12 protein-coding genes are annotated in these 18,765 nt (G+C 44.7%); 1 reads left to right on the top strand and 11 read right to left on the bottom strand.

Annotated features, from left to right (window positions below; genetic code table 11):
- Positions 1–106: 106 nt before the first annotated feature.
- The gene (locus tag Q8W40_RS12345) at positions 107–1,117 is read right to left on the bottom strand and encodes a DNA cytosine methyltransferase (protein WP_305397422.1); all 1,011 of its coding nucleotides are present in this window, start codon (positions 1,115–1,117) and stop codon (positions 107–109) included.
- Positions 1,118–1,340: 223 nt separating this feature from the next.
- Positions 1,341–2,684 (bottom strand): metalloprotease PmbA, encoded by a 1,344-nt coding sequence (gene pmbA / locus Q8W40_RS12350; RefSeq protein ID WP_305397424.1) that lies wholly within the window; start codon positions 2,682–2,684, stop codon positions 1,341–1,343.
- 121 nt (positions 2,685–2,805) lie between these two features.
- Between pmbA and yjgA the strand changes: the two genes are divergently transcribed.
- Positions 2,806–3,333, top strand: coding sequence for a ribosome biogenesis factor YjgA (gene yjgA, locus Q8W40_RS12355; protein WP_305397426.1), 528 nt, complete (start codon positions 2,806–2,808; stop codon positions 3,331–3,333).
- A gap of 110 nt (positions 3,334–3,443) precedes the next feature.
- Here yjgA and tldD read toward each other — a convergent pair whose 3' ends face one another.
- From tldD to Q8W40_RS12400, 9 genes are all read right to left on the bottom strand, one after another.
- A complete protein-coding gene (tldD, locus tag Q8W40_RS12360; RefSeq protein ID WP_305397427.1) occupies positions 3,444–4,889 on the bottom strand; it encodes a metalloprotease TldD in 1,446 nt (481 codons plus the stop codon).
- On the bottom strand, positions 4,886–5,713 hold the full coding sequence (locus tag Q8W40_RS12365; RefSeq protein ID WP_305397428.1) for a carbon-nitrogen hydrolase family protein: 828 nt from the start codon (positions 5,711–5,713) through the stop codon (positions 4,886–4,888). Before Q8W40_RS12365 ends, tldD begins: the two co-directional genes overlap by 4 nt.
- A 37-nt stretch (positions 5,714–5,750) precedes the next feature.
- Positions 5,751–9,623, bottom strand: coding sequence for a YhdP family protein (locus Q8W40_RS12370; protein WP_305397429.1), 3,873 nt, complete (start codon positions 9,621–9,623; stop codon positions 5,751–5,753).
- An 11-nt stretch (positions 9,624–9,634) separates the two neighbouring features.
- Positions 9,635–11,104 carry a ribonuclease G gene (gene rng, locus Q8W40_RS12375; RefSeq protein WP_101113392.1) on the bottom strand — a complete coding sequence of 490 codons (1,470 nt, stop codon included), beginning with the start codon at positions 11,102–11,104 and terminating at the stop codon, positions 9,635–9,637.
- A gap of 19 nt (positions 11,105–11,123) precedes the next feature.
- The gene (locus Q8W40_RS12380) at positions 11,124–11,696 is read right to left on the bottom strand and encodes a Maf family protein (protein WP_305397430.1); all 573 of its coding nucleotides are present in this window, start codon (positions 11,694–11,696) and stop codon (positions 11,124–11,126) included.
- Positions 11,697–11,713: 17 nt separating this feature from the next.
- Positions 11,714–12,202 carry a rod shape-determining protein MreD gene (gene mreD / locus Q8W40_RS12385; RefSeq protein WP_104400047.1) on the bottom strand — a complete coding sequence of 163 codons (489 nt, stop codon included), beginning with the start codon at positions 12,200–12,202 and terminating at the stop codon, positions 11,714–11,716.
- Complete coding sequence (mreC, locus tag Q8W40_RS12390; RefSeq protein WP_305397431.1) at positions 12,192–13,085, bottom strand: rod shape-determining protein MreC; 894 nt, start codon at positions 13,083–13,085, stop codon at positions 12,192–12,194. The genes mreD and mreC overlap by 11 nt, the downstream gene beginning before the upstream one ends.
- A 32-nt stretch (positions 13,086–13,117) precedes the next feature.
- The gene (locus Q8W40_RS12395) at positions 13,118–14,161 is read right to left on the bottom strand and encodes a rod shape-determining protein (RefSeq protein ID WP_101113396.1); all 1,044 of its coding nucleotides are present in this window, start codon (positions 14,159–14,161) and stop codon (positions 13,118–13,120) included.
- A gap of 172 nt (positions 14,162–14,333) precedes the next feature.
- Positions 14,334–18,764 carry a DUF6701 domain-containing protein gene (locus Q8W40_RS12400; protein WP_305397432.1) on the bottom strand — a complete coding sequence of 1,477 codons (4,431 nt, stop codon included), beginning with the start codon at positions 18,762–18,764 and terminating at the stop codon, positions 14,334–14,336.
- Position 18,765: the final 1 nt, after the last annotated feature.

An 18,765-nucleotide genomic window follows, 5' to 3' on the forward strand; every position in this document is an offset into this window, starting at 1 on the left:
AAAAACCTCAGTATTCGGTAAGAAACTGAGGTTTTGTTTAGATGGCACCAAAAGGTTGGAATCTAGCCGGAGCCGTTAGACAATGAAAAGCAAGGGAACGTCATGATTACGCAGCTTGAGATTTCCCAATCGCCCCTGATTTAGCCAGCGCACCTTTAATACTTTCAGCAACAGCCGCGGCAAAATTCACCGCCACGGCATTGCCAATCATTTTGTAGCCCGCCCCAAGATCCTTGTAAAGAAATTCAAAACTGTCCGGAAAACCTTGGATTCGAGCACATTCTCGAACACTTAAACGGCGATATTCATGCCCATCTACAAAAACAAATTTATCGGTTTCGACTTTCTGCATTTTCGGTGCACTAGGATGCAGCGGTGCATGGCGTCCACCTGCTTGAATCGTAAATGAGGGCTCATCCCAAGTACGAACTCGGTTTCGGCTCATAAACATGCTTGAAAAGCCTCCCGTCATGTATTCATGATTGGGGACCGCTGCTTCAGGATTAGGCTTGGACTTTGCTATAGCAGGGACGGCTAATCCGTCTAAATCTTTCAGACAATCTTTTAAACTTGGCTTATATTCGTGTGGTTCAGGAAAATGATAATCGATATTAAGATCAGAGCGAAAACCGATAAATATCACTCGCTTTCTATCTTGGGGGACATCGTAATCGGCAGCATTGAGCAGTTTAAAGTGGAGGTCGTATCCAGCTTCACGAAAGGTTTCTTTTATGTTTTCGAGCGCTTGCTTATGCCTTGGAGCCAGCATGCCACTCACATTTTCTGCCAGAAAGAACTTCGGCCTTTTGTCCGTAAGGATACGAATAAACTCGTAAAACAGCTGTCCTCGGTGATCTTCAATCCCACGCTTACTACCCGCTTCACTCCAACTCTGGCATGGTGGACCACCAATAATGCCATCACAGTCAGGTACATCTTCACTCGCGATATTAACGATGCTTCGGCGATCTAACTCCGTCGTAGGGTGATTATGCTCATACGTATCCCAAATCTGCTTATCGTACTCGTTAGCAAAAGGGATGTGGAATCCCGCTTTTTCAAAGCCAAGATCTAAGCCACCAGCTCCGCTGAAAAAAGAAGCGACCGTTAATTTCATTGATGTACTCATTTGGTATTGGTTATGACAAGATTAAAGCATTTTACTGTACAAAACGTCAGTAAAAAGGGCAGGGATTATATCATATACATTCATTTTTGTGAGGAGCAATAGAAGCAGAGACAAAGGTGAAAGCAAAAAACGCCAATAAGTCTATTGGCATTTTTCATAAGCATTAAGGCACATTTGAAATTGTGGTTCTTTTCACTTGAGTCGTATGTTTCTACTCGCCTGCGATCTTCATGGATTCAATTAAAATAGACCCTGTTTGAATCTGAGAACGCGTTTCTACATCGCTACCCACGGCAACAATTTGCTGATACATATCCACGAGGTTTCCAGCAATTGTGACTTCTGACACTGGGTATTTTATTTCCCCGTTTTCAACATAAAAACCAGCTGCGCCACGAGAATAATCACCCGTTACAGAGTTCACCCCCTGCCCCATTAGCTCTGTGACTAAGAACCCCGTACCTAACTCTTTAAGCATTGATTCAAAGCTTTGACCAGTTGATTCTACAAACCAGTTATGAATACCACCAGCGTGACCCGTTGGTGTCATGTTCATCTTACGCGCTGCATAGCTCGTTAGCAGGTAGGTCGACAGTACACCATCTGTAATGATTTGCTTGTCTTGAGTGAAGACGCCTTCGTTATCAAATGGGCTTGAAGCTAAGCCGCGGAGCATATGTGGCTTTTCGTGAATGTTAAACCAAGATGGCAGAATCTGATCGCCGAGCTTGTCCAGCAAGAATGAAGATTTTCTGTAAAGATTCCCGCCACTGATAGCCATTACGAGATGACCGATCAAACCAGTTGCGACATCCGCGGCAAACATAACTGGCATTTTCCCAGTTGGCAAACGCTGTGCATCTAAACGGCTTATGGTCTTTTCAGCCGCTTTTAAGCCAACCGTTTCAGGTGACCATAAATCTTCTTTGCGGCGTGAAACAGTGTAGTTGTAATCACGCTCCATATCGCCATTTTCACCCACACCAATCACACAACAGCTCATGCTGTGTCGGCTAGAAGCATAACTCGCCAGTAAACCGTGGCTGTTGCCATACACTTTTAAGCCATAATGGCTATCGTAGCTTGCGCCGTCACTCTGCTTGATTTTGTCACTGTAACTGAGTGCCGCTTCTTCGGCTGCAATAGCGAGCTTAGCCGCTTGATCTGGTTCCGGTTCGTCTGGGTGGAAAAGATCCAAATCAGGGACTTCCTTAACCATCAATTCTTTCGGTGCAGGACCCGCATAAGGATCTTCAGATGTGTAGTTTGCGATATCAAGTGCTGCCATCACTGTCTGTTGAATTGCTTTTTCACTCAGATCAGAAGTCGAGGCACTGCCTTTACGCTGACCACGATAAACAGTGATACCTAAAGCACCGTCACTATTAAATTCGACATTTTCAACTTCACACATGCGAGTTGATACGCTGATACCGGTACTTTTGCTAATAGCAACTTCAGCAGCGTCTGCCGTTCCTGTCGCAATTTCCAATGCTTTGCTGACAGCTTCCTCTAATTCCAACTTTTGTTGTGCGATTTGCGCTTTTACGTCCATACCGAAATAACTGTTGTTTAAGGGATTATTGATTAAGGATAACAAGGTTTTCGCTTTCGCCCCATAATTCTTGTTAAAATAAGCGATAATTGAACACTGATATCGAAGTAGGCAGACAGAAATGGCACGTAAAAACCAAAAAGCGCCGTGGGAAGAGGAAGAAGAAATCATCTGGGTAAGTAAATCCGAGATGAAGCAGGATATGGAAGAACTGCAGAAGCTAGGTGAAGAACTAGTGGAACTAAAACCGGCGGTATTGGAAAAATTTCCACTCAGTGAAGATCTGAGAGACGCCATCGCAGACGCGCAACGTTTCAAAAATGAAGCCAAACGTCGTCAGCTTCAGTACATTGGAAAACTGATGCGTACAGAGGATCCAGAGCCTATTCAAGCCGCGCTGGACAAAGTTCGCAACAAGCACTCCCAAGCCACTGCGGAATTGCATAAATTGGAACAGTTGAGAGATCGCGTCGTAGAAGAAGGCGATAGCGCGATTGCGGAAGTGTTAGAGCGATTCCCATCAGCCGACAGACAGCGCTTACGTCAGCTTTCTCGTCAGGCGAAGAGGGAAAAACAAAATAACAAACCACCAAAATCCTCTAGAGAGATTTTCCAAACTCTAAAAGAGCTTTTCGAAGAGACAGAGTAGAAACACAAAAAAAGCTGCCTAGGCAGCTTTTTTATATCTAACTGGTTTATTTCTGCAATTAGGTCACAGCAAACAAAGTAAGCTGCTATCCCGAGTTTAGGTTAAGTAACTTACTCTGTACCGCCAACAGTGATAGAGTCTAGCTTCAATGTAGGTTGGCCGACACCCACTGGCACGCTTTGTCCAGCTTTACCACAGACACCAACGCCACGGTCTAAGGCAAGATCATTACCTACCATCGATACCTGCTGCATCGCTTCGATGCCTGAACCAATAAGCGTTGCACCTTTAACAGGTCGAGTAACCTTACCGTCTTCAATCAAATACGCTTCTGATGTTGAAAATACAAATTTACCCGAAGTAATATCTACTTGTCCCCCACCAAAGTTAGGAGCGTAAAGACCGTTCTTCACCGTAGAAATAATTTCTTCAGGAGAATGTTCGCCAGCCAGCATGTAAGTATTGGTCATACGAGGCATTGGAAGGTGCGCGTATGATTCACGACGACCATTACCTGTTGGTGCAACTCCCATTAAATGGGCGTTGTGCTTATCTTGCATGTAGCCTTTTAACACACCATGCTCAATAAGAGTGTTGTATTTTCCTGCGACACCTTCGTCATCAACATTCAATGAACCACGCAAGTCCGGTAAGGTTCCATCATCAACAATGGTGCAATGTTTTGATGTGACTTGTTCACCCACTTTACCTGAAAACACAGAGGACGCTTTTCGGTTAAAATCACCCTCTAATCCATGACCAACCGCTTCATGCAATAAAACGCCAGGCCAACCGGCACCCAAAACAACGGGCATGGTACCAGCAGGAGCTGCGTCCGCTTCTAAGTTAACCATAGCTTGGCGAATGGCTTCATCCGCAAAATCAAAAGCACGCTTTCGACCGCCTTCTTCTTGCAAGAAGAATTCATAGCCATATCGGCCACCGCCGCCAGAACTGCCACGCTCTCGGCGATCGCCTTTCTTCGCCAATACGCTGATAGACAATCGAACAAGAGGTCGAATATCCCCAGCATAAGTACCATCTGTTGCGGCGACCAGCATCTGCTCATAGACGCCACTGATGCTTACAGAAACTTCTTGTATCAAAGGTTCTTTAGTACGAATGTACGCATCGAGCTGCTTCAATAATTCTATTTTTTGCTGCTTCTGCAAACTTTCTAGCGGATTAACTGAACGGTAGAATTCTGGAGCCTGACTGCGAGAGAACGCTTTAACTGAACCCGTTTGACCTTGAGATGCGATACCGCGAGCGGCAATGGCACTTTGCTTTAACCCGTTAAGGTCGATTTGATCGGAGTAAGCAAAACCCGTTTTCTCTCCGGTGATAGCACGAACACCCACACCACGGTCAATATTAAAAGAGCCATCTTTAATAATACTGTCTTCCAGAACCAAAGATTCATGCCAGCTCGACTGAAAGTACAGATCCGCATAATCTACGTCTCGGCTGGCAATCAGACCTAATGTCTCAGCAAGATCTTTCTCAGTGAGACCCGTAGGTGCCAGTAATTCTTGTTCAATTTGATTTATTGTCATTTGATCGGCTCTTTCTTCATTACGTTGCTAAAGCGATTGTGCTCTATCAACGGCATATTCTTTCTGATTGAGGCAAGCTGATCTAAATCCAGCTCTACCAATAATGTTCCTGATTCTTGTTCCAATGAAGCGATGACTTCACCCCAAGGGCTTACCACCATTGAGTGACCCCAAGTTTCACGCCCACATGCATGTGTTCCGCCTTGGTTTACTGCAATGATAAAGCACTGAGTTTCAATAGCTCTCGCTCTTAACAGAATTTTCCAGTGCGCCTGACCGGTGACGGCAGTGAATGCGGCTGGCACAAATATAATATCCGCACCTTGGCTTCTAAGTTCGCTAAATAGAGAAGGAAATCTTAAGTCATAACAAATTGTTAGACCAAGTGTAGCAGAGGGCGTATCAACTAGCGAAATCTTGTTGCCGTAGGCAAAGGTATCGGATTCGCGATAGCTCCCCTGTTTGTCTGCGACGTCCACATCAAATAGGTGAAGTTTGTCGTAGTGGGCAACGCATTCACCTTGTGGACTATAAAGTAATGACGTTGTCGTGACACCTTTGGCTTGTTGAATTGGAAAACTGCCAATATGAAGCCAGATACCATAGGTTTGAGCTAAGTTTTGAAAAGCCTGTTGAAGCAAACCCTCACCAAGCTTTTCGGCAACGGTGTGATACTCATCTCGACCGCCAAATACAAGTGCATTTTCCGGGGTGGAAATAAGCTCTGCCCCTTGTTCGACCAAAGATTCAATGCCTTGCTCAATAACCTTTAAGTTATGCTGAGGCAAAGCATTTGACGTCATTTGAATCAGTCCTACTCGCATGTCCTTCTCCTTAGACCTCAAATTTCAAGCTACCCACTTAGTTTTGAGTGGTGTTTTTGGGCACCGTATATTCACCTTTGCTTCTTGAAATCTCCGTTACACTTGGATTATCCAGCGCCCCTTGCACGGCATAGTTTACCTTGGTAATAACTTCAACGACTGGGGATAACGCCGTGGTAATGGCAAAAACGACAATAGCCGTTTGTGGTGCTACGGCAAACGCGGTAATAACGGGAATACCGGATGTTAGATCGGGCACAAACTCTACTTCAGCATCCACGATTTGTGTTTCTAGGTTTGCTAAGCCTTTAATCGACATACGCCCTGCCACAGCATCCATTTTAATGTCATTGGTGACAAAAATACCGTTCTTCACTTCACCAGAACCTGTAATGCTATTGAACGCCATACCCTTATCAAACACATCACTGAAATCGAGCTGCATTTTACGAATAATAGAATCTAAGCTGAATAGCCCCAGAAGACGCGCCGCACCACTCACATCGGAAATGACACCTTTCCCGAGCTTTGAGGAGATGGCTCCATTCATAGAGGTCATTTGAGGCAACCAAGGTGACCCATTCCATTCTAGATCCGTCTTTACATCAAATGGCGCCTTCTGAATGCCGGATGTAATACCGAAACGTTCCATCACTTCCGTATTGTTTTTACCAGACATCGACATTTTAAATTTAGATCGACTTTGGTTCTCTTTGAGCATCCACCAACCGGAAGCCTTAAACTTATTGTCGCCACTTGAGAAGGAAATATTCTTCCATTCAAGACGATCGCCTTGCCTTAAGAAGTCCACATTGACCTTTCCGATCTTGTAACCTTGTAACCAAAAGTCGTCTATTGCCAGCGTTAGGTTTGGTACCGCATCATGAAATACTCGGTCAAAAGGTCGAATCAAAGGTTGGGGCTTTTCATCATCCAAAGCGAGCGGCTCAGGATCCGTTGATTCATCTAAACCTGGAATATAAAGTTGCAGCCTATCCAGTGAAACCGTTAAATCATACGGTTCAAGATAGCTTGCTTGACCTGATATCTCAGCCCCCTCTACTTCCATCTTCCAACCAAGGCTCTTCTTGCGAGCGCTAAAGTTTAAATCATGCCATTCCACCCCAGCTAACATCAGCGCTTTACTTTCCACCTTAACGCTTTCTGGGACTGGGATTTTAGGTACATCAAGTTCGCTGACCAAAGGTTGAGGTCCGGTAACAGGCCCCAAAAAGAGTTCCAACCATTGGTCGAGATCGAAGTTATCGCGGCGCACAACGGCACTGTGACCAACAACAGGGCTGACTCGGAATGCGCCACGCCCGACCACTAGGTGAGAGGCTCCGAATTCGGGTCTTTCATTGCTAATATCAATTTCAGCCTGATATTTAAATTCAGGAAGCTGTAGGCGTGCAGAAATGGTTTCTTGGTTACCGGAGGCTTGTAACCTAGCACTGCCTTTCTCACCCAATGCTTTGCCGAGAGGTTCTGGATATTGGCTGGCAATAAATTGAGTTTCCGCTTTCACATCAACTTGATAAGTAAAGCCGACATCGTTGATTTGCAAATCAACGTCCATGCTCCACGGCGCATGACCTTGAACACGCTTCAACCACGTTTCGCCGACATAGGGAACTAATGGTTGTACATCCCAATCTCCAAGAACATCGATGTTCACATTGTAGTTCTTACTCTGAGTTTGCCCAAGAAAGTCTAAAGAAACGGGCTGCCCCAAGAGTTCTGCAGATAGACCAGACGATCGAACCACGTCATTATCAAATTCAATGAGACCAGAGGCATTACTTAACGTCATTGATGGCGTTTTTATATTAACTTGATTGTCCGGCAGTTTTGCCCAACCCCAAGCTCGAGTATCGCTTCCATCAAAAGGAATCTTTAGCTGAAAATCCGCATCAACCAAACCTTTTACTTGAACGGCAGTTAAAGCGGCACCAACAGAATCAACCAAAGGTGTGGCCATCATGTAATCACGAACGGCGTCGCCTTTGCCTTTTGCTGTGGCTTCAATTTCTATATGACCATTTTCCGACAAAGACGGGATTCTTCCTGTAATTCGACTAGCCTTCACATCCATGAGTGTCGCGCTTCGAGAATCCATAAACATGGCTTCGTTTTGGAATAACAAATCAAGTTGAAGTTTCTTAAGCGGTGGCCACGCCGTGTCAAAACTAAACTGTGACTGCTTTAAATTTACCAATGCTTGGAACATGCCGTCATTGTTAGAGTATGGGAATCGATCCAAGCTGCCATACCAAAGTAACTTAGATGTGCTCGCTTTACCTGCTTGAATTGCCGTTGATAGGTAATCCGTCAATTCCGTACCTAACGCCAGAGTTGGAAGATAGCGCCATGTTTCACCTGCGTTGAAGGCATCAGCTTCAGCGTAAAAAGAAAGGAATGGACTTTTCTCTTTGGGGAAATCTAATTTAAAGGCACCTAACACTTGGAGGTCAGGTGTTGCTGCTGTGACTTTGTCAGCCCATAAGCTCCACCCCCAATCCCCCAGATCTTTCCATGTGATGTCCACTTGCGCTTGGCGAATTTTAAGCGGGGCTTGAAATACATCACCATAAGGCAATTCATCATCAATAAGAGAAACACGAGCATTGATCTGATCGATCGAACCAGACAATTGGGCACTGAGGTGATGCAACTCAGGTAGCAGCTCCCACTGTTGCATGGCTCCATCTTCTAGGTTGGCAGAAAAGCGCATGCTTGATAGGTCTTCCCCCATAGAAACACGAATATCTTCTACTCTGCCTCCGAGCTGAACGGTATCCAGCCACTGGTTAAGCTTATCCGACTCAGGCATCAAATGAACAAATGGTGTTAAGGTTGCAACATTCAATTCAGATACATTTAACTGCCAGTTTTCTTTGTTAAATTTAAATGCTGCATCCAACAAAGGCCAGGGTGTATCATTCGTTCGGAGTCGTAGTGAGTGGGCATTCACTTGCCAACCTGAGCCTGACGGCGCCATACTGACAATACCGTGTTCCAGCATTAAGCTATGCTGCGCTTCTTTATTCCAACTGATTTCGCTTGGCAGAATTTCTAAGTAAGCATTTTTAGGCTGGCCTTTGTCCAACGTAATCCAAGAATTAAAGCTCGCGTGTCCCTGAGCAATGCCCACTTTATCTTTCAAGTATTTCGTGAGCCAAGGCGTCACTTGAAGATTTTCAGCGCTAACAAAGAAATCACCACTGATTCGAGACAAGTCTCCCGACTCAATAAAGTCAGCTTTCACCGTTAAGCTGTTTATGTCGTTATCCGCAATACCAATAACGCCATCAGCGCGATGCCGTTCTCCGAAGTTCTGCCACTTTAAATGCTCAATTTCTAACGTTTTTATATCTCCGGTAAACGTCTGGTAAGTCACGTTGGAATTAGCAATAGAAAAGTCGTTCAATTGGCGCAGAAGCAAGTGTTCAATATCGTTTAAAACACTTTCAGATGAAGGGGAAGGTACTTCAGGTTTTCCTATGGCTTTATTGCCCTCTTTCAACCATTTGATGTGCTGAACATCTAGACTCAACCCATCTACACGTAACGTCGACACGACAGGTGTTAGGTGGCGGAGAGAAGCAAAAACGTCCAACTCTATTTCGGCTTCTCGAATGAGAATTTGGGTTTTTTCTTCATCGGGAAGAATGGCTTGCAGGTTTTCTAATGCAATGAAAGGGTGAGTGTTTTTCCAATATCCACTGACCTTTTCACTTTGGAATTCTATTCCAGTGGACTGAGAAACCCACGTTTCGATATCGGCTTGATACTTGTCTAAGCGAGGAAGAGAGACACGCAAAACAGTAACGGTGATCGCTAGGATCACCATTACGGTTACTAAACTCCAAATGAGCGTACGCCAAAGTAGAGATGGCAGAAACTTCACTGTTGCTCCATTTACATCATAACGACATCAAATTGTTCCTGGACATACAGTGGTTCAGGTTGAATTTTTACTTCTTTTCCAATAAAGACTTCAAGCTCTGCCAATGCATGTGACTCTTCGCCGGTCAGGGTATCTGAAACGGCAGGAGACGCATACACAACGAACTTATCAGCATCGTAAGCGCGGTTTACACGAGTCACTTCACGCAGGATCTCATAGCACACCGACTCGACCGTTTTCACTGAACCACGACCTTTACAGGTTGGACACTCGGAACACAGAACATGTTCAATACTTTCGCGAGTTCGCTTACGTGTCATTTCAACTAAACCCAGCTGTGTGAATCCGTTGATGTTCGTTTTAACTCTGTCGTGAGCAAGCGCCAATTCCAGTGAAGTGATCACTCGCTTACGGTGTTCATCTGACATCATGTCAATGAAATCGATAATAATGATGCCCCCAAGATTGCGCAGCCTAAGCTGGCGGGCAATAGCTTGAGTCGCTTCAACATTCGTATTGAATATGGTTTCTTCCAAATTTCGACGACCAACAAAAGCACCGGTGTTGATATCGACTGTTGTCATCGCCTCTGTCTGATCGATAATAAGGTAACCACCCGACTTAAGCTCAACTTTTCTGTCTAAAGAACGTTGAATCTCATTCTCGGTATCGTACATATCGAAAATAGGTTTATCGCCTTCGTAAAGCTTCAGTTTTTCATGCAACTCTGGCACGAATTCCGATACGAATTCTCTAAGGTTTTCGTACACCAGCCTTGAATCGACTTGAATACTATCGAGTTCTGTTCCGACGAAATCCCGTAAAATTCTCTGTGCTAACCCCAGTTCACCGTATAGCGTTGAACGAGTTTTGTATTTCTTTCGGCGCTCGATGACTTTCATCCATAAGCGTTTTAGGAAAGCGGCATCTTGAGATAATTCTTGTTCATCCGCCCCTTCCGCAGCGGTACGGATGATAAACCCACCGTGCTCATCGCAATAGCTGGAGACCGTTTTTTTCAATCGTTCGCGTTCATCTTCGCTTTCGATACGTTGAGATACACCTACGTGGCTTGCGCCTGGCATAAAAACTAAATAACGGGAAGGAAGCGTAATGTCTGTCGTAAGGCGAGCACCTTTTGTGCCAAGCGGATCTTTTACGACCTGCACGACAATATCTTGCCCTTGGCGAACCAGCTCAGATATATCTCTGACTTGGAATTGCTGCTTTTCATTTTCAGCAACACATTCTGTATGTGGAACGATATCAGAAGCATGGAGGAAAGCGGCTTTTTCCAAACCAATATCGACAAAGGCGGCTTGCATTCCCGGTAATACTCGGCTCACACGACCTTTGTAAATATTACCGACTATGCCTCTTTTCGACTCTCGTTCAATGTGAACTTCTTGTAGTATTCCACCTACAATCATCGCTACCCGAGTTTCGCTCGGAGTAACGTTTATCAACAACTCTGCACTCATTCGTGTGCCTCAAATTAAATTAGAAAAACTTGTGCAAGAGCTGGTCAGTTTCCATCAATGGTAGCCCCATAACGGCATGGTAACTCCCTTCAATGCGAGAAATAAACTTCCCACCAATCCCCTGAATTCCATAACTGCCAGCTTTATCGCACGGTTCGCCTGTTTCCCAGTAACTTGTTATTTCTTGTTCTGACAGGGATTTAAACCATACGTTTGTTTCAACAAGTACAGACTCGCTGCGAGTTTTGTCTAATACAGTCACGGCGGTTAGCACCTGATGACTGCGTCCTGACAAGCAGCTCAACATAGTTCGTGAGCATTCAAAATTTTCTGGTTTCTCTAGCGCTTCACCATCAATGACGACAATAGTGTCAGAGCCAATAACAATATCTGCTTGCTCGGTCATCAATAGACCGGCTTGCGCTTTTTCTTTCGCAAGTCGTACCACATATTGGGAAACGGACTCACTTTCGCTTTTTTCTTCTAAGATATCTGGAGAAACCGTGTCAAACGGGTAGCCCAGTTTACCAAGCAATTCTTTTCGTCTTGGTGAGCTAGAAGCTAAGGTTAACCTGCGCTCTGTCTGGGACATACCTTTTTCCTTATCAATTACCGAATATGCCAATGGCGTCTCACTCGACGCAGTAAAAGGAATATCCATGGCCACAAAATACAGTTCACTACCGCAGCCCACAGTGACAATGGGTTAAACGTGACGTCCTGAATGAGGTATTCACCAAAGAACTCCAATAATTCAGCCAATGCCGTCAATGCACCAATAATAATGGCTTGCTGCCACAGTGCCATGTTTCGTAAAACAAGGAAGTTCATGGCCACTAAGTAAACGGTGATTGACATCATCATGCCACGTATACCTAGGGTGGAACCCAGTAGCAGATCCCAAATCAACCCAAGTACTAACGCTGTCCCTACATTAACTCGGTGTGGCAAAGCCAGCACCCAGTAAAACACGATGAGTAATAACCATGCAGGGCGGAATATTTCAAACATCCCCGGCCAAGGAATGGATTGAAAAACCAAGGCAATAAGGAAAGTCGCCCAAATGACCATGCGCCCTTTTAGAACACTATTCGCCATCACTCACCTCACTGACAGATTCACTGGTATTTTCATTATCCACTGGTTGAGTATCTTGCCTATTTTCACTTGGCCAAACCAATAGCAGATAACGTAATCGGTCAAATGCCACTACAGGCTCAGCTGTGATCGACGCAAACGGGCGTCGATTGTCTCGCTCAACCGTTGTGACGTAACCAACAGGATAGCCTTCAGGGTAGCGATCCCCCAGACCAGAAGTGACCAGTAAGTCACCCTCTTCAATTTCCGTACTGCTTGGAATATGTTCAAGCTGAATGGTATTGATGCTCCCGTTACCCGAGGCAATAACACGAATATCATTTCGCACCACTTGTACGGGAATGGAACTGTTGGTATCGGTAATCAATAAGACACGGCTATTGTGAGCGGCAACAAAGGTTACTTGACCAACAATACCTTTCTCGTTGATAACCGGCTGGCCGACATACACCCCATCAATTTGACCTTTATCGATCACCACTTGGTGACGATAAGGTGAAGAATCCACAGCCATTACTTCCGTCACCACCTTTCTTTCATCGCGAATAAAAGGAGAGCCTAGTAATTTTCTTAACCGTTGGTTTTCTTCACGGTACTGATCTAGAAGGGTCAAATTACTTTTGAGCCGAAGAACTTCTCGTTTCAACGCTTGGTTGGAAGTGAGTAAGGTTTCGCGCGTGTTCATTCGCTCGTACATGCCATCAAACATGGTACGAGGTAAATTCGCCAAATATTGGATTGGCGCAACGGAGCTGTTTAAGAAATAACGTACGCTGGAAAATGTGTCTAAACGACTATCAGCCAGCATAAGGCTGGCTGATAGTATGACCGCAAAAAACAGACGCAGTTGCAGGGACGGTCCCCTGCCAAATATCGGTTTCATCGCTGTTTACCCGAAGTTAAAAGCAGCAAGGCTTACTCTTCGCTAAACAGATCGCCGCCATGTACGTCGATCATTTCTAGCGCTTTACCGCCACCACGAGCAACACAAGTCAGGGGTTCTTCTGCAACAACCACAGGAATACCTGTTTCTTCTGTCAGAAGACGGTCCAAATCTTTCAGCAGCGCACCACCACCAGTAAGAACCATACCATTTTCAGAAATGTCAGAGGCCAATTCCGGCGGGCACTGTTCAAGTGCAACCATAACAGCAGAAACTATACCAGTTAGAGGCTCTTGAAGTGCTTCAAGGATCTCGTTGGAATTCAGTGTGAAGCTGCGTGGTACACCTTCTGCTAAATTGCGACCGCGCACTTCGATTTCTTCTACTTCATCGCCAGGGTAAGCGGAACCGATTTCGTGCTTAATTTTTTCTGCTGTCGCTTCACCAATCAAGCTGCCGTAGTTTCGACGAACGTAATTGATAACCGCTTCGTCGAATCGGTCCCCACCAATACGAACAGAAGAGGAGTAGACCACACCGTTAAGTGAGATAACAGCAACCTCTGTTGTACCACCGCCGATATCGACAACCATTGAACCTGTTGGCTCTGACACGCGTAAGCCAGCACCAATTGCTGCCGCCATTGGCTCATCAATCAGATAAACTTCTCGTGCGCCCGCTCCCAGAGCAGATTCACGGATGGCTCGGCGCTCAACTTGAGTAGAGCCACACGGTACACAAACCAAAACGCGAGGGCTTGGTTTCAAAACGCTGTTGTCATGCACCTGTTTTATAAAGTGCTGAAGCATTTTTTCAGTAACGTAAAAATCAGCGATAACACCATCTTTCATAGGACGGATTGCTGAAATATTGCCCGGAGTACGACCCAGCATTTGTTTCGCTTCGTGCCCTACAGCTGCGACACTTTTTGCGGTACCAGCGCGGTCTTGTCGAATGGCCACAACGGAAGGTTCGTCAAGGACAATGCCCTGACCTTTTACGTAGATAAGAGTATTGGCTGTACCTAAATCGATAGAGAGATCGTTTGAAAACATGCCACGAAGTTTTTTAAACATATTCTTCGTTCATCCTGCAAGCATTAAGAAGACATAAAATTGCACTAAATGTACCAATGCCTTGCGTTATCAGCAAGGCATTGACATGTAAACATGGGCTGAATCTCGCTTTTTCTTGCAGATTCTTTACTTAAGCCCTCATTTTTAGTGTTAAGCGGTGAAAACGTCAGTTTTATCGCCCGGTAATTCTTGGCTCTCCCCGATAAATGATCCGGTCATTTCCACGGTAAGTTCCAAAAGTGATCACTGCCGAAGGTATTTCATCCCCAACTCCTCTCCAATTGTATTTCAACCAATCTTGATTTCCTGAAGAGCTCCAACATTCTATGTTGTTATCCGTTGGGTTTACTTTTCCTATCTGCCCAGTACCAATTCTTAACCATAAGCGTACTTGCTCTCTTATAGTGGCATTTTGTTTCGCAATTAGCTCATCCGCCTTACCATGCGATACTCTGCCAGATTCATTGAAACTCGCCGTTGAAAGCTCACTGCCCACGCTATTCCATATTGTTTGACGGCAGAATTGATTTCCGACGAAACTACTTTTGCTGTCATCATTATTAACAACAAATTCTTCGCCACTCCAAAATTCCGTAAGCATCGGTACCGAGACTCGTCCATTCGATTGTGTACCCAGATCTTCCAATATCATTCGACCGTATCGAACGTCTGGCTGCTGAGGTAAACGTATATGTTCTTCACCCGTGTTAGCGGAGAAACTCACAGGATCCACGCCACTAATTTCGAGGTCTATCTCTGTCGCGGTTGAATCAAGCCCCGTTAAAATTCCGGAGTAATTAAACAATTTATCCGGATAAGTTTGAGTACTGCTCACCATTAAACGTGACCAAGTGACATCATCTGATGGATTGAATCGCCACACTGCATCGCTGCCCCACAACTCATTTCCGAGGTCGGAGTCTTTAACAGAAAGCCTGTCTGCAAATTCTCCCACTAAAGAGAAAGAGGCTTTTAACTGTTGGCTGTAATGTGCTCCATAATTTAGCGTAGAGAGAGGTGTATTCCCTTCAGTCATAGATGACAACGCTTTCACTTCAAACTCTACACCTTCGAAAGGTTGGTTCATGTAAACAAAATTATTCTGCCCTGTGGGGTAGGTAAACTCTGCTTTTTCAAGAGAGAAATGAGATGGGTAAAAGCGACCAATCGGGTGCTTAATAAAGGGTACAGACATGCCGTTTAAATAGTTGTGCTTTTCAACCCACATCTGAATACTGCCAACTTCAGACCATCTAAAGCTTTGATCAGAAAGCCCCCATTCATTGAAGTTCACGGATATAGGTAAATATCTGTTACTTGAGTTGCTTATCTGATTCGCCATCTCAAGCATTCCTTTGTGCCCTAAGGAAGGGGTATGAAGGTCAAAATACACTTCAGCAGAGACTTCAAAACCGGTCACACTGTCCTCAAAACACAATTGCGGATCCATGTAACCGCTATCAGGCACACCATCATTATTAGTATCAGCGCTGGAATACCAGCGTAAGGCTCTTAATCGCGAATCCACAAAATTACCTGAGCCAGTAATTTGATCACCCCCACTTGCGGTACCAGAAGGAAACAACTGATAAGCCCCCCCGTTTGGAGCATGACAAATAGACAGTGTGAAGGGGCGACTGCTTATGGTGGCACTTCCTGCTAAACCTGACCACGAAGTTAAACTGTCCTGTGATGGTTGCCATTTAGCATCTGCCACATGGAGCTTGAACTGACCAGCTGACGAATAAACACTATTTAAGACTGCAATACCCTTATCAAACTGAATATTGGGTATCGTTTCTCCAGCAAGGGGATCGCTTCCTTTCGGAATGACAGTATTGTGGACAATAAGAGAATTGTTGTTATTGATAGGTGATGGAGCAATCAGCTCATAGGACATGTTCAACGATTGCGTGCCAGTATAGTCTTCAATCGTTTGACATTGCCTAGGGTTCGCTGCACTTGATGCGACCGCAGACACTTTAACACTAAAGGGACGACTTGCGACTTGCCCTTTATTGTCGTCGACTCGGTTTTCATCGGTAACTTTAAAACCATACGGAACAAATTGATATGGTCCGGCATCCGCCGACACATTGGTATTCTGGAGTAACGTCCCTTGAATATGGACAGGAGATAAAGAGGTACTCGACAATGTTTTTGTCACAATCGCATCTTGCCCCGCTACAAATTCATGGCGGAAAGGTGTCGTACAACGAACAGGGTCAGAATCGGAAAGCCAACAAGATTGCCCCGCGGCATTATTAGGAATATCTACGCTAAGTGTGCCCGAATAGTTATTAAGCAGCTGCTTTGTGGCTTTATCCACTAATTTAAACGTTACAGGGATCCCATCACAGGCAAGCCCAGTGGCAACAGCGGGTGTAATCACTAACTCAGGTTCTGAAAAACATTGGCTTTCACCCGTAATTTTAGCACTATTCGACATGTTCAAATTCAGTGCGGTAACAGCGCCATAGATATGAACACTATTGGACAAACTAACCGTCGCTTCACTGTAAATAAGCCCTTTTAGTTTGTCGTTTTTAGTCAAACTAATAACACAGCCACCAGCGGGGCAAGAACCACCACTCTTTTCCGGATTGTACCCCACAATAAATAGGTGATCAGGGTTACCCATATTATTAAATTTGGAGTCGTTAGAAAGTGTCAATTTCTGAACATGCAGTACCACCTTCCCTTGAATGTTAATTGTTGAACCACTGTTGATATCAAGATTTTCAAAATAGTAATGACCCGATTGAAGAGTCACATTGGAACGCCCGATATTCAGTGTCTTTGATCGCAGAGGCGACAGCGTGACCGTTTCATCCCAAATATTAGGGATCGACGTATTGAGTGAAAAATCAGGCAGTTTATCCATAGAAACCTGATAGTTGGCATCGTTGGCGCAAGTACCGCCATCGCAATTTGATTGGTTGTTAAAGCTAGCAGATGAGAAACCAACTGTACGCTGACCATTGATCAATCGAGCATTTAAAATAGAAGCATTATTGGACATGGCAATTTGACTGTTACGACCTTCTTTCCACCCTTGAGCAGCAGATGGGAACAGTGTGCAAACATTAAATCTTGGAGTTGGTATATGTTGCTGACCAAAAGCAAAATATCCGACCTCTTCCTCAGTATGTGAACGCTTAGATTTTGACCCAGACTCCGAAAGATCTTCATCAATAACAAAACTCACTTCGTAATCACCATCTTCGTCATCATCGTCACTGGAGTCACTCTCACCGGACAATTTACAACGCCGCAGCCACCCGCCATGGCTACCACTTCGTCTTTGTTTATTAGCAATGATACCTGGCTCTGAATTATAGCCATGTTCGAGTTCTTCTAGGTCATTACAGGCATCTTGTATCGGGGTATTCCCACTGTGCTCATTCACCTCGACTTTTCCAAACTCGTAATGAACACCATTGGCAATACCTTCCCCTTCATTACTCACCAGAAAAGCAATCTTCTCAGTATTTGTAACAGGGGTATTTCGATTCACTCGAGTTAGCTCTAAAAACAAATCTATAGAATCGTCTTTAACGTTTTTAATGCCCGCGGTCATCCACCGATTGGTTGGAGAGTTGATTTGCGCTAACGCAATTGGTTCATCAAATGTTGCATTTGAAAAGGAGGAATAACGCACTTTCACTTTATTGGGTAAACTGCTGGTTTGATCACCGCGGTACGCTTGTGTGTAAACATAACCTGCTACTACTTTATGCGCTTTGTTATCATCATCGTCGTCATCGTCGTTTCGACTCACAAATGTCGCTGTACCCGGCTCAATCACCATATAGCTTATTGAATCCATCAGTACTTCATTCATACCATTGTATTCAGCAGCAGTGGGGGCTGTTTCCTGAATAAGGCTGACGGACTGCTTTGTTATTGAAGTAATGGATAGCGTAGCTGGCTTATCATTATCGGCATTAGTTGAAGCGACAGTTGGCATCAAAAATACCAATGGCTCCGTTCGATATTGTTTTGTAAATCGGATGCTGCATCCATTTTTACAATTGGCACCTTGTAAACGACCAAACTCATACTGGGCATCGTCATAGCCCATTTTTACACGGGGGAAAGAAGGGCAATTTCGCCCCTTAGAAATACGAAAATTATTTGCAGAAAATTGATTTCCCAGTACGCGGAGATTCAAAAAAGGGTTGTTCGCTGAAACGCCAACAGCCGTCGTCAAGTTAAAGTTTGCCTGCTCTTTTTCTTTAAAACCATCAACAAAGTACTTTACCGTCCCCCTAATGCTATTTTGATTGTTTTGATCAGGAATAAACTGAACTTTGTACTGTCGCACTTGAGGATCGGTAACATGCCGCGACTCATAGACAAATGGACTGTAACGTTGGTATGTATTGTCATCCGTCCAAAATGGATAAAATCGAGTCCCTTCTAAACGAGCTCGATTACTGCCATCTGAGTCCATATTAAAAACAAAGCAAAACCCATCGTTCGCATTAACGCTCGCTCCATTCAGCACATCTGTCGCTGCTATAGAATGAAGCGGAAATAGGATAAAAAGCAGAAACAAAGACCACTTGGCTTGAACCAAGCGAAAAGCATTCAACATCATG

The organism is Vibrio penaeicida (assembly GCF_030689305.1).
In the GTDB taxonomy this organism is placed as follows: Bacteria; Pseudomonadota; Gammaproteobacteria; order Enterobacterales; family Vibrionaceae; genus Vibrio; species Vibrio penaeicida_B.